Annotated in this window: 7 protein-coding genes; 5 read left to right on the top strand and 2 right to left on the bottom strand. The window is 75.4% G+C overall.

The features are described 5' to 3' along the window. Positions 1-53: 53 nt before the first annotated feature. Positions 54-4,772 carry a DEAD/DEAH box helicase gene (locus AB0K10_RS29835; protein WP_363689003.1) on the top strand — a complete coding sequence of 1,573 codons (4,719 nt, stop codon included), beginning with the start codon at positions 54-56 and terminating at the stop codon, positions 4,770-4,772. 277 nt (positions 4,773-5,049) lie between these two features. On the opposite strand, the gene AB0K10_RS29830 is transcribed toward AB0K10_RS29835, so the two are convergent. Then, positions 5,050-5,637: a hypothetical protein gene (locus AB0K10_RS29830; protein WP_363689001.1), complete on the bottom strand. Its 588-nt coding sequence runs from the start codon at positions 5,635-5,637 to the stop codon at positions 5,050-5,052. Positions 5,638-5,763: 126 nt separating this feature from the next. Here AB0K10_RS29830 and AB0K10_RS29825 point away from each other — a divergent pair, with 126 nt between their 5' ends. Both AB0K10_RS29825 and AB0K10_RS29820 read left to right on the top strand, forming a co-directional pair. Then, positions 5,764-6,564, top strand: a complete 801-nt coding sequence (locus tag AB0K10_RS29825; RefSeq protein WP_363688999.1) for an SAM-dependent chlorinase/fluorinase — start codon at positions 5,764-5,766, stop codon at positions 6,562-6,564. A gap of 25 nt (positions 6,565-6,589) precedes the next feature. Further along, a complete protein-coding gene (locus AB0K10_RS29820) occupies positions 6,590-6,832 on the top strand; it encodes a CPCC family cysteine-rich protein (protein ID WP_354859225.1) in 243 nt (80 codons plus the stop codon). A 24-nt stretch (positions 6,833-6,856) separates the two neighbouring features. On the opposite strand, the gene AB0K10_RS29815 is transcribed toward AB0K10_RS29820, so the two are convergent. After that, positions 6,857-8,125 carry a hypothetical protein gene (locus AB0K10_RS29815; protein WP_363688997.1) on the bottom strand — a complete coding sequence of 423 codons (1,269 nt, stop codon included), beginning with the start codon at positions 8,123-8,125 and terminating at the stop codon, positions 6,857-6,859. A gap of 110 nt (positions 8,126-8,235) precedes the next feature. Between AB0K10_RS29815 and AB0K10_RS29810 the strand changes: the two genes are divergently transcribed. Together AB0K10_RS29810 and AB0K10_RS29805 are read left to right on the top strand one after the other, a co-directional pair. Beyond that, complete coding sequence (locus AB0K10_RS29810; protein ID WP_363688995.1) at positions 8,236-9,045, top strand: DNA-formamidopyrimidine glycosylase family protein; 810 nt, start codon at positions 8,236-8,238, stop codon at positions 9,043-9,045. A gap of 165 nt (positions 9,046-9,210) precedes the next feature. Then, positions 9,211-12,885 carry a hypothetical protein gene (locus tag AB0K10_RS29805; protein ID WP_363688993.1) on the top strand — a complete coding sequence of 1,225 codons (3,675 nt, stop codon included), beginning with the start codon at positions 9,211-9,213 and terminating at the stop codon, positions 12,883-12,885. Position 12,886: the final 1 nt, after the last annotated feature.

The following is a 12,886-nucleotide window of genomic DNA, read 5'->3' as shown; positions in this document are numbered from 1 at the left end:
CGTTCCGCTGCGCGGCGCTCGTGGTTGTCGTACCGGCGGGGCAGGATGGATCGGTGACCAGGGCAGAGGGGGGCAAAGGCGGGGTGCTCGACGGGTTCGGCCCGGCCACCCGCGCCTGGTTCGACGCCGCCTTCGCCGCGCCCACCGCCGCCCAGACGGGCGCCTGGCGGTCCGTCGCCGCCGGCCGCAACGCCCTCGTCGTGGCGCCCACCGGCTCCGGCAAGACGCTCGCGGCCTTCCTCTGGTCGCTGGACCGGCTGGCCCGCGAGCCGGCGCCGGCAGAGGCACGGCAGCGGTGCCGGGTGCTCTACGTCAGCCCGCTCAAGGCCCTCGCCGTCGACGTGGAACGCAACCTGCGCGCCCCACTTGCCGGCATCCGGCAGGCGGCGACCCGACTCGGTGTCGCACCGCCGGACATCACCGTCGGCATGCGTACGGGAGACACGCCGGCGGACGAGCGACGTGCCTTCGCCCGCACCCCACCGGACATCCTCATCACCACGCCCGAGTCCCTGTTCCTGCTGCTCACCTCCGCCGCTCGGGACTCGCTGCGCGGCGTCCAGACGGTGATCGTCGACGAGGTGCACGCGGTGGCCGGCAGCAAGCGCGGCGCCCACCTCGCCCTCTCGCTGGAGCGCCTCGACGAGCTGCTGCCCGCGCCGGCACAACGGATCGGGCTCTCCGCCACCGTCCGGCCGATCGACGCCTGCGCCCGGTTCCTCGGCGGCGCCCGGCCGGTCGACGTCGTGCAGCCGGCCACGGCGAAGACCATCGAGGTCAGCGTGCAGGTCCCCGTGGAGGACATGACCCGCCTGGACGAGCAGGAGCAGCCGCCGGAGGATTCCCTCGGCGGTCCCGGGCCACGCCGCGCCTCGATCTGGCCGGCCGTCGAGGAGCGGGTCTTCACGCTCATCGGGCAGCACCGCTCCACAATCGTCTTCACCAACTCCCGCCGCAGTGCCGAGCGCCTGTGCGCCCGCCTCAACGAGCTGGCCGCCGAGGAGGTGGCCGCCGCGTCGGCCGCCAGCGCGGTCGCCGACGGCACCACAGTCGGCGGCGCCGACACGTCGGGCGACGGCGCCCTCGGCGTACCGCAGGGGTTGTCGGGGGGCGACGAGCCGGCGGCCGACGGCGGCCCGGCGTCCGGCGCGCAACGGTGGGGTGGCCCTGCCGGCCCGCTGCGCAACCGGCCGCCGGCCGAGGTGATGGCCCAGTCCGGCGCGGCCACCGGCGCCGCGCCGGTGATCGCCCGCGCGCACCACGGCAGCGTCTCCCGGGAGGAGCGCAAGCACATCGAGGAGGCGCTCAAGTCCGGCCAGCTCCCGGCGGTGGTGGCCACCTCCAGCCTGGAGCTGGGCATCGACATGGGCGCGGTCGACCTGGTGGTGCAGATCGAGGCCCCACCGAGCGTCGCCGCCGGCCTGCAACGTGTCGGCCGGGCCGGGCACCAGGTGGGCGCGGTCTCCCGCGGGGTGGTCTTCCCCAAGCACCGTGGCGACCTGCTGTCCTGCGCGGTCGTCGCCGAGCGGATGACCGACGGCGCGATCGAGGAGCTGCACTACCCGCGCAATCCCCTGGACGTGCTGGCGCAGCAGATCGTGGCGATGGTGGCCCTGGAGCCGTGGCGGGTCGGTGACCTGGCCGTGCTGGTCCGCCGGGCCGCGCCCTTCAACGAGCTGCCCGACTCCGCGCTGCACGCCGTACTGGACATGCTCTCCGGCCGCTATCCGTCCACCGCGTTCGCCGAGCTGCGGCCCCGGTTGGTCTGGGACCGGGCCAGTGACCTGCTCACCGGCCGCCCCGGCGCGCAGCGGCTGGCCGTGACCAGCGGCGGCACCATCCCCGACCGGGGCCTGTTCGGGGTCTTCCTGGCCGGCGCCGAGCGGGCCGCCCGGGTCGGCGAGCTGGACGAGGAGATGGTCTACGAGTCGCGGGTCGGCGACGTCTTCCTGCTCGGCTCCTCGTCCTGGCGCATCGAGGAGATCACTCCCGACCGGGTGCTGGTCTCCCCCGCGCCCGGCCAGGCCGCCCGGATGCCGTTCTGGAAGGGCGACCAGCTGGGCCGCCCGGTGGAGCTGGGCCGGGCCATCGGCGCGCGGGTGCGTACCCTGCTGCGGTTGAGCGACGAGGCGGCGCTGACCGCGCTGCGCGACGGCGGGCTGGACGACTGGGCCGCCACCAACCTGATGGCGTATTTGCACGACCAGCGGGAGGCCACGCGCTCGCTGCCCGACGACCGCACCATCGTCGTCGAGCGGTTCCGCGACGAGCTGGGCGACTGGCGACTGGCCGTGCACAGCGTCCTCGGCGCGCGGGTCAACGGGCCGTGGGCCCTCGCCGTGGGCCGCCGACTCGCCGAGCGGTACGGGGTGGACGCCCAGGTGATGCCCTCCGACGACGGGATCGTGGTGCGCCTGCCCGACACCGCCGACGAGCCGCCCGGCGCCGACGTGGTGGTCTTCGAGCCGGACGAGATCGCCCAACTGGTGGAGGAGTCGGTCGGCACGAGCGCGCTGTTCGCCGCCCGTTTCCGGGAGTGCGCCGCCCGCTCGCTGCTGCTGCCCCGCCGCGACCCGCGCCGCCGCCAGCCACTCTGGCAGCAGCGGCAACGCGCCGCGCAACTGCTCGACGTCGCCCGCGAGTACGCCGACTTCCCGGTCACCCTGGAGGCCGCCCGGGAGTGCCTCCAGGACGTCTTCGACCAGCCGGCGCTGGCCGGGCTGATGCGCGACCTGGCGGCCCGCAAGGTCCGGCTGGTCGAGGTGGAGACCAGCGCGCCGTCCCCGTTCGCCCGGTCGCTGCTCTTCGGCTACGTCGGCGCGTTCCTCTACGAGGGCGACGCCCCGCTCGCCGAGCGCCGGGCCGCCGCCCTCGCGCTGGACTCCACGCTCCTCGGCGAACTGCTCGGCCGGGTCGACCTGCGCGAACTGCTGGATCCGGCGGTGCTCGCCGAGACCGATCGGCAACTGCGCTGGCTGACCGACCAACGCCGCCCGCGTGACGCGGAGGACGTGGTCGAGCTGCTGCGGGTGCTCGGCGACCTGAACGACGCCGAGTTGACCGAGCGGGGTGTGCCGCAGGGCTGGCTGACCGAGTTGGAGGCCACCCGCCGGGTGCTGCGGGTCCGGATCGCCGGCGAGCAGCGCTGGGTGGGCATCGAGGACGCGGCCCGGCTGCGGGACGCGCTCGGCGTGGCGCTGCCGGTCGGGGTGGCCGAGGCGTACCTCGCCCCGGTGGCCGACCCGCTGGGCGACCTGGTGGCCCGCTATGCCCGCACCCGCGGGCCGTTCGCCGCCGCGAGCTGCGCGGCCCGCTTCGGGCTCGGCGTGTTCGTCGTCGAGCAGGCGCTGCGCCGCCTCGCGGCCACCGGCCGCGTCGTCTCCGGGGAGTTCACGCCGGACACGGCAGGCGCCCAGTGGTGCGACGCCGAGGTGCTGCGGATGCTGCGCCGTCGTTCGCTCGCCGCGCTGCGGAGGGAGATCGAGCCCGTGCCGCCCCGGGCGCTGGCCACGTTCCTGCCCCGCTGGCAGCAGGTCGGCTCGTCCGCCCGAGGCGTGGAGGCGCTCGCCGCCACGGTGGAGCAGTTGCAGGGCGCGGCGGTGCCGGCGTCCGCGCTGGAGCGGCTGGTGCTGCCCGGTCGGGTCGCCGACTACTCCCCCGCCCAGCTCGACGAGCTGTGCGCCAGCGGGGAGGTGCTCTGGGCCGGGTCGGGGGCGATCTCCGGCGGGGACGGCTGGATCACCCTGGCGTACGCGGACGCCGCGCCGCTGCTCCTCCCGCCGCCCGACGAGGCGCTGACGCGTACCCCGCTGCACGACGCGGTGCTCGACGCGCTCGGTGACGGGCAGGCGCTGTTCTTCCGGGCACTGGCCGACCGGGTCGGCTCCACCGACGACGCCGCCCTGACCGGGGTGATCTGGGATCTGGTCTGGGCGGGGCACCTCACCAACGACACCCTCGCCCCGCTGCGGGCGGTGCTCGGCGCCGGTGGCGCGCACCGGTCGCGGCCCTCCGCGCCGCGCACCCGCTACCGGCGGCCCGGTCGGGTGGCGCTGCCGACCCGGGGCGGGCCACCGACCGTCGCCGGCCGCTGGTCCCGGCTGCCGGAGCGGGACCTCGACCCGACCCGGCGGGCGGCAGCGCTCGCCGACGTGCTGCTGGAGCGGCACGGGGTGGTCACCCGGGGCGCCGTCATGGCCGAGCAGGTGGTCGGCGGGTTCGCGGCGGTCTACCCGGTGCTGTCGGCGCTCGAGGAACGCGGCGCGGCCCGCCGGGGCTACTTCGTCGAGGGTCTCGGCGCGGCGCAGTTCGCGGTGCCCGGCGCGGTGGACCGGCTCCGCGCGCTCGCCGACCCGGCCGACGGTGGTCGTGGCCGGGGCGCCCCCGCCACGGTGCTGGCCGCCACCGACCCGGCCAACCCGTACGGGGCGGCGCTGCCCTGGCCGGAACGCGTCGTCGACTCCGGTGACGGGGCCGCCCCCGCGACGGGGCACCGGGCCGGCCGCAAGGCGGGCGCCCTCGTGGTGCAGGTCGGCGGTGACCTGGTGCTGTACGTGGAACGCGGCGGCCGGACCCTGCTCTCCTTCACCGACGACACCGAGACCCTCGCGGCGGCCGGCAAGGCGCTCGCCGACGCCGTCCACTCCGGAGCGTTGGGCGCGATGTCGGTGGAGCGTGCCGACGGCGAGGCGGTGCACTCGTCGCCGCTCAGTGAGGCGTTGACCGCCGCCGGCTTCCGGGCCACCCCGCGCGGCCTGCGCCTGCGCGGCTGACCCACCCGCGCGGCGTCGAGCCGGCGGACCGCCGCCGGCCACCGCAAGACCACCACGACCGCCGCCTGCCGAGCGAGCTTCCCGCCTGGCCGCCGCCACCTGGACGACCCACCCCGGGCCACACCGCCACGCAGCCACCGCCGTCGGCCGGCCTGGTTCCGTGGAGCGGTATACCTGTGAGTCATAAATATGACTCACAGGTATACCGGTCACGAGACACGCATGCCTCGGACCACCGACGCCACGCAGCCAGCAGCCGGCAATCGGCTGCTGCGCGTCAGTGGAGGCTGTTGAGGGCCTTCTCGTAGCGCGGGCGGTCGGCTGCCGGGGTCTTCGCCTCGAGGTAGTTGAGCACCACCGCGCCGCGCCGGTACGACTGACCACCCCACGTCTCGGCGATGTCGCCGGCACTGGTCTCGTCCGGGAACACGTAGACCGTGACGCCGTCGGTGGCGACGATCTCGGAACAGCCCAGGCCCAGGCCGTCCGGTCCACAGTCCACCGAGCGGTCCTTCGGGTGTGTCACGCGCAGACCGGCGGCCCGGAACGCGTCGACCACCTGCCGAGCGCCCGGAGCGCCGGCCGGACGCGGCGGCAGCACCACCGGCGGTGGGCTGGCCGGTCGGCGCTCGACCGGCCCCTGCGGCGGGGCGGACGGCGGGACCGACGGTGCCTGGCTGCCCGACGACTGAGCGGCACCGGCGGGGCCGGTCTGCGTCGGCGCGCTCGCGAGGCCACTCGCCGCCGGGGCGGTGACCGGCGAGGCGGACGGCGCCGCGCTGGGCTTGTCGTCGCTGCCGCAGGCAGCGGTGAGGGCGGCGGCGACCAGGAGGACCCCGACGGCGGGCAGGCTCCGATGTGTCACCAGGGCAGTCTGCCCGGCGACGCCGGACGGCGGCAGTGGCCGGTCGGTCACCGCGCTGTCCCATATCCGCCACCCGCCGATCGGGCCGCGCGGCGACCGGAGCGCGTCGACGGTTAACCTGCCGGCATGGCTGTCACGCCCTGGGTCTCATTGACCACCGACTACGGCCTCACCGACGGTTTCGTGGCCGCCTGCCACGGGGTGATCGCCCGGATCGCGCCGGCCGCCCGGGTCATCGACGTGACCCATCTGGTGCCGCCGGCGGATGTCCGGCGCGGTGCCGCCGTGCTGGCGCAGACCGTGCCGTACCTGCCGTTGGGGGTTCACGTGGGGGTGGTCGACCCCGGGGTGGGCACCGCCCGGCGAGGCGTCGCGCTGGCCACCCCGGGCGGCTTGCTGGTCGGCCCGGACAACGGGCTGTTGCCGGACGCGGCCGACGCGCTCGGCGGGGTGACCGCGGCTGTGGAACTGACCGAGCCGACCTGGCTGGCGGCCCGGGTGTCCGGCACGTTCCACGGCCGCGACGTCTTCGCCCCGGCGGCGGCCCGCCTGGCCCTCGGCGTACCGCTGGCCGAGGCGGGCCCGGCGATCGACCCGGACGGGCTGGTCCGGCTGCCGTCGCCGGTCGTGGCCCGCGACGGCGGGGGTTTCACCGCCGAGGTGCTGACCGTCGACCACTTCGGAAACGTCCAACTGGCCGCACCGGCCGAGGCGCTCGGCCCGCTCCCGACCACCGTCCGGGTCGGCCCGCCGGGGCCCGCCCCGGCCCGCGCGGCGGTGCGCGGGCGGACGTTCGGCGACGCGCCGGAGGGCGGCCTGGTGGTGTACGTCGACTCGGCCGATCTGGTGGCGGTTGCGGTCAACGGCGGCCGAGCGGTGGACGTCCTCGGGGTGCGTCCGGGCGACCTCCTGCGGGTGGCCGGGTGACATTAGACTATGGAATGCTGCCCCGGTGGGTGAACACGTAGTTCCCGTGGGCTGTCCCTGTTGCGCCTCTCGGACCGGCGGCGGGACCTGCCCGGTCTGCTTCTGGACCGACGACGGTCAGAGCGACGTCGACGCCGACGCGGTGCGCGGTGGGGCCAACGGCGACCTGAGCCTGTCGCACGCCCGGCTCAACTACGCCGTGTACGGGGCGAGCCACCCGCGTTACCAGGACATGGTGCGGCCCGCCCGCCCCGACGAGCGCCCCTGAGGTCGCCCGCCGAGGCGAGGTAGCTCAGCAGACCGGCACGACGCCGCCGTAGACGGCCGAGATGTACGCGTGGCTGACGTACTGCCCGGTGGCCAGGCGGTTCCACCTGGTGGTGGTGCGGTACGGGCCGGCGACCGACTGACCGGTGACCCAGCACTGGATCGGCACGTTGGCGAACCGCGCGGCGAGGCCACGGACCGCGTACGACGTGCTGGGCCCGCCGCGGATGTTGAGTGGCCCGTCGCCGACGACGCCACGCGGCCCGCCGCCGGTCCACAGGTAGGCGACGTCCACCCAGGCGTTTGTGGTGAGGCGCAGACCGTCGATGAAGGTGCCGTCGGCGAGGTCGATGCCGGCCGGGTTGAGCACCGTACGCCCGAACTGGTCCCGGCCCCCGTTGTAGCCGGACTGGTACGCGGCCTGCGCCTCGGGCCGGCCCTGCGGCAGGTTCTTCCAGTTCTCCCGAACGGCGGACGGGTTCCAGTAGTCGTCGCGGGTGTTCCACGGCCCCACGTCCCAGACCGGGGCGTACTCGCAGCGGGCGCCCGTGGTGGTGCAGACCCGCACGGTGTAGTCGCCGGTGTTGAGCGGGGAGAGGCTACGGCGCGACGGTAGCGCGGCGAAGTGGTCGCGCGGCTGGATGGTGCGGCCGTTGGCGGTCAGTTCGCCGACCAGGCCGATGCGGGTGGCGTACACCCGGTAGGTGAGGCCGGGCGTGGCGGCGGAGACGGCTGCCGTCGCGTCGGCGGTGAGCCGGACGGCGCGTACCGTCGCCGTCGCGCCGCCGGCCCGCGCGGTCAGCACCACCCGGGTCTGCACCTGGCTGACCGGCCGGTCGAAGACCGCGCCGGCGGTCGCGGCCCGCCATTCGGTCCAGCCGCTGACCCGCCAGCCGCGAACCTGAGCCTCCACGCCGGCGCCGGCCGGGACGTCGGCGCTGATCTCGGCGCGGACCCGGGTGGCCGGTCGGGTGAGGGTGCGCGGTGCGGTCAGCAGCATGCCCTCGGCGACCGCGCTGTGCGGGCTGCGAGGGCTGCGCCCGGCCGCGCGTGCGTCGCGCAGCCGCAGCCCGGCGGGGGTACGCCGGACGTTGACGTCGTCGCGGTCGACGATCGAGAGGTCGGCGCTCCACCGATCCCCGCCGGCCGCGGCGGCGGTCAGGGCGAGCGAGCCGCCGATTGCGGAAGCGGTGGTCGGGGAACCGCCGATCGTGGGCACCGCAGCCGCGGCGAGCAGGAGGGCGAGGGTGGCGGTGAGGGTAGCGGATGGGATACGACAATGGGGTCGCGTCATGTGCATTCTCCTCAGAACCCCCCTGACCCTTCCATGTCTGTAGATCACCAGGAACCTGAGTACAAATAGCGACAAGTGCGAATCTTGCTCGAAAGAGGGAGGATGGCAGGGTGCCCGAAGGTGACACCGTCTGGAACACGGCCCGCGTGCTGCACCGCGCGCTCGCCGGCGCGCGGCTCACCGGGTGCGACTTCCGGGTGCCGCAGCTCGCCACCACCGACCTGACCGGGTGGACCATCCGCGAGTCGGCCAGCCGGGGCAAGCACCTGCTGCTCCGCCTCACCGCCCCGGACGAGGCGCGGTGGACGCTGCACTCGCACCTGCGGATGGACGGCGCCTGGCGGGCGTACGCGCCGGGGGAACGGTGGAGCGGCAGGCCCGCGCACCTGATCCGGGTGGTGCTGCGCACCCCCGGCGCGGTGGCGGTCGGCTACCACCTGCACGAGCTGGTCCTGGTGCCGACCGCCGAGGAGGACACCCTGGTGGGTCACCTCGGACCGGACCTGCTCGGCGCGGACTGGGACCCGGCCGAGGCGGTCAACCGGCTCGCCGCGCACCCGGAGCAGACCATCGGTGAGGCCCTGCTCGACCAGCGCAACCTGGCCGGGGTGGGCAACCTCTACAAGTGCGAGGTGCTGTTCCTGCGGGGCGTGTCGCCGTGGACGCCCGTCGGCGCGGTGCCCGATCTGCCCGGCACGGTGGCGCTCGCGCAGCGGCTGCTGGCCGCCAACCGGGGCCGCTGGACGCAGAGCACCACCGGTTCGCTGCACCGGGGTCAGACCAGCTACGTGTACGGCCGCCGCGCCCAGCCGTGCCGCCGCTGCGGCACCGCCATCCGCAAGGAGGAGCTCGGCGAACGGGTCACCTACTGGTGCCCGGTCTGCCAGCCGGAGCAACCGGGCACCCCGCCGCCCGCCTGACGAGGCCCTCGTCTACCCCTGTCGGCCCAGAAACGGACGATTGGGTAATTCCTATCCGGCCTCCGACGTCGCATGCTGCGGTTGAGTGCTCACCGCCCGTCAGCAGAGTGCCGGGGGCCGCCACGCCGGGGTGGCGATCCTCCTGCCCCAACCTCGGGGAGAGTCATGGCGATCTTCCGCAGACTCCGCTCCACCTTCTTCTACCGGCCCACTCCCGACAGCCTCGGCGCGACGGTGTCCGTCCCGTCCGCGCGTACCGCCGAGGAGGCCGCCCCCACGGCGAGCCTGGATCCGGCCGCCGTGCCGCGCTGTTTCGGGCCGGTGCCGAACGTCGCGTACAGTCCCCGCCCGACGCGCGCCGCCGACGGCCGACCGGTGCCGGGCACCGGACTGCGGAAATTCGTCGACGCGCTGCCGACCCCGGGCCGGGCGGGCGGCGCCGGCCTCGTCGGGCGGTTGCCGGTGGCGGTGCCCGACACGATCAGCTACCCGGGCTGCGACTACTACGAGATCGGGCTCCAGGAGTACGCGCAACGCCTGCACCGGGACCTGCCGGCCACCCGGCTGCGCGGCTACCGGCAGCTCAACCTGGGCACCGACGCGTCCGGCCACAACACGGTGGCGCCCCCGGAGCGGCCCTGGCACCTCGGCCCGATGATCCACGCCCGGCGGGGCCGGCCGGTCCGGGTGAAGTTCATCAACCAGCTCCCCACCGGCCGCGCCGGCGAGCTGTTCCTGCCTGTCGACGAGACCGTCGAGGGGGCCGGCATCGGCCCGTTGGACGGCCCCGCGCCGTACCCGCAGAACCGGGCGGTGCTGCACCTGGCCGGGGCGCAGACCGGCTGGACCAGCGCGGGAAACCCCGGGCAGTGGATCACCCCGGCCGGGGAGATCACTCCGTACCCGACCGGAACGGGGCTGACGCCCGTGCCGGACATGCCGTCGCCCGGGGCCGGCGCCACCACCCTCTACTTTCCGAACGAGCAGAGCGGGCGGCTGCTCTGGTTCCACGACAACACCCTCGGCCTGGCCCGGCTGACCGTCTACGGCGGGCAGCTCGCGCCCTACCTGCTCACCGACCCGGTCGAGGACCAGCTCGTCGCCGACGGGGTGCTGCCGGCCGATCAGCTGCCCCTGGTGATCGAGGACAAGACGTTCGTGCCGGACGACACCCAGCTCGCCGCCGAGGACCCGACGTGGGACCGGGAGCGGTGGGGCGCCCGGGGCAGCCTGTGGCACCCCCACGTCTACCAGCCCCGGCAGAACCCTTACCGGTCCGGCGGGCGCAACCCGACCGGGCGGTGGGACTACGGCCCCTGGTCGCGCAGTCCCGCCCCGGACGGCGGCCGGGGCGACGGCGGGCCCACCGTGGACGGCTGGCCGTTGGCGGAGCGGATCGCCGGCGGGCCGCCGCCGACCGGGCCGGGGCCGGTGCCGAACCCGCACCACGACCCCGTCGACGCGCCCGCCGAGCCGCCGCTGCGCCCCGGGGTGCCACACCCGTCCGCGGTGCCCGGGGCGTACGGCGACACCCCGCTGGTCAACGGTGTCGCCTACCCGTACCTGGAGGTGCGCCCGCGCGTGTACCGGTTCCGCATCCTCAACGCCTGCCTGGATCGCAGCCTCAACCTCCAGCTCTACCGGGCCTGCTCGGACGCCCCGATGTGGACCGCGGGCGGCGCTCTGGCCGACGCGGACGCCGGCGAGGTGCCGATGGTGCCCGCCGTACGGGCGCCGGACCGGCCCGCCTTCTGGCCGAGCGACGGGCGCGACGGCGGTGTGCCGGACCCACGGGCCGCCGGGCCGCAGTTCGTCCAGGTCGGCAACGAGGCCGGGCTGCTGCCCGCCCCGGTGGTGCTGCCGAACCGGCCGATCGGGTACCGCTACGACCGGCTCGACCCGACCGTGCTGAACGTGGACGGGCACACGCTGCTGCTCGCCCCGGGTGAGCGCGCCGACGTGCTCGTCGACTTCTCCACAGTGGCTCCGGGCAGCACGTTGATCCTGTACAACGACGCCCCGGCCCCGCTGCCCGGCTTCGATCCGCGCTACGACCAGCACACCGACGCACCGGACCGGACGGCCGAGGGCGGCCCGCCGCCCACCGAACCCGGGTACGGCCCGAACACCCGTACCCTGCTCCAGTTCCGGGTGAGCGGCACGCCCGAGCCGGCGTACGACCTGGCCCGGCTGCGGGAGCGCCTACCCGGGGCGTACGCGGCCAGCCAGCGCCCGCCGATCGTGCCGCAGCCGGCGTACGACGTGGCGTTCGGCAGCCGGACGGCGGCCGAGACGACGGTATCGGCGCACGCGGACACGGTGACGTTCACGCCGCTGGGCGGCGCCGGCCCGGTGACCCTGCCGCTCGAGGTCAAGGCCGCACAGCAGGTCTTCGAACCCGGTCACGGGCGGCTGGCCGGGCGGCTCGGGGTGGCCCACCCGCACGCCGGGCCGCTCACCCCGGCGACCCTGCCCCTCGGCCCGACCGACCCGGTCACCGAGGTGCTGTATGCCGCCGACCCGGCCATGCCGGTCGGTGCGCCGACCGACGGCACCCAGCTCTGGCGGATCAGCGGCAACGTCCGGCAGACGGAGCCGCTGCACTTCGGCGGCTGCGACGTGCAGCTCGTCAACCGGGTCGGCTGGGACGGGACGCAGCGCCCCCCGCACGCGACGGAGCTGGGCTGGAAGCAGATCGTCCGGGTCAACCCCCGCGAGGACGTGGTGGTGGCGCTCCGCCCGGTCGCCCCGGCCCTGCCGTTCAAGCTGGGCGACAGCGTCCGGTTGCTCGACCCCGCCCGTCCCGCAGGTGCGCGGACCGGGTCGACACCGGTCAGCCCGACCGACGGGCGCCCCGCCGTGGTGGTCAACCAGATCATCAACCTCGGTTGGGAGTACCGCTGGCACAGCCAGCTCGCCGGCCACCGCGACCTGGGCATGAGCCGTCCGCTGGTGCTGCGGGTGACGCCGCGGGCGCCCACGGGGCTGACCGCCACGCCGGTGCCCGGCTCGGCCACCGCGCTGCCGGCGATCGCCCTGACCTGGACCGGTAACGGTGGACGCCCGCCCGCGACCAGCCACCTGCTGCAACGGGCCACCGACGCGGTCTTCGGGGGCGACGTCACCACGATCACCGTCGCGGCCGCCGCCACCCGCTACACCGACGCGACTGTCACCCCCGGTCTGACCTACCACTACCGGATCCGGGCGGAGAACGACGTCAGCTACTCGTCCTGGTCGAACAGCGTGCCCGCCTCGGTGCACCTCGCCGCGCCGGGTGGGCTGATCGCGGCGATCCCGCCCGCCGCGCCGCTGCGGGTGGCCCTGCGCTGGACGAACCGCTCCTTCGCCACAGGCCTCGACGTGCAGCGGGCCACCAACCCGACCTTCACCAGCGGCCCGGGCACCACGGCGATCGGGGTCGGTGACAACCACCTCGACACCACTGCCGCAGCGGACACCACGTACTACTACCGGGTCCGCACCACGTACCTGGGGGCCGCCTCGGCCTGGTCGACGGTGGCCGCGGCGAGCACCCCTCCCGCGCCGGGCACCCCGAGCGAGGTGACCGCCGCCGCGAGCACGCCGGGGCCGGACACCGCCACCGTGGTGCTGGGCTGGACGGCGCACACGCCCGCCGGTCCGGGGTCCGGGTTCATCGTCCAACGGGCGCTGGACCCGGCGTTCGGTCAGGAGGTGGCGACGTTCACGGTGACCGGTCGCGGCTTCACCAACACGGGGCTGGCCCGGGGCGTCACCTACCACTACCGGATCCGGTCGTTCAACGTCGTGGGCAGCTCGCCGTACACGAGCCCAATCCCGGTCACGACTCCGCCGTGAC

This window comes from Micromonospora sp. NPDC049274 (genome assembly GCF_040678875.1).
Lineage (GTDB): Bacteria > Actinomycetota > Actinomycetes > Mycobacteriales > Micromonosporaceae > Micromonospora.
The sequence above is the reverse complement of the archived record's forward strand: the minus strand, read 5'-3'. Positions and strand labels throughout refer to the sequence as shown.

Excerpts from the sequence above, each read along its gene's own strand:
- AB0K10_RS29805 (WP_363688993.1), top strand. The coding sequence starts at position 9,211 with ATGGCGATCTTCCGCAGACTCCGCTCCACCTTCTTCTACCGGCCCACT.
- AB0K10_RS29825 (WP_363688999.1), top strand. The coding sequence starts at position 5,764 with ATGGCTGTCACGCCCTGGGTCTCATTGACCACCGACTACGGCCTCACC.
- AB0K10_RS29815 (WP_363688997.1), bottom strand. The coding sequence starts at position 8,125 with ATGACGCGACCCCATTGTCGTATCCCATCCGCTACCCTCACCGCCACC.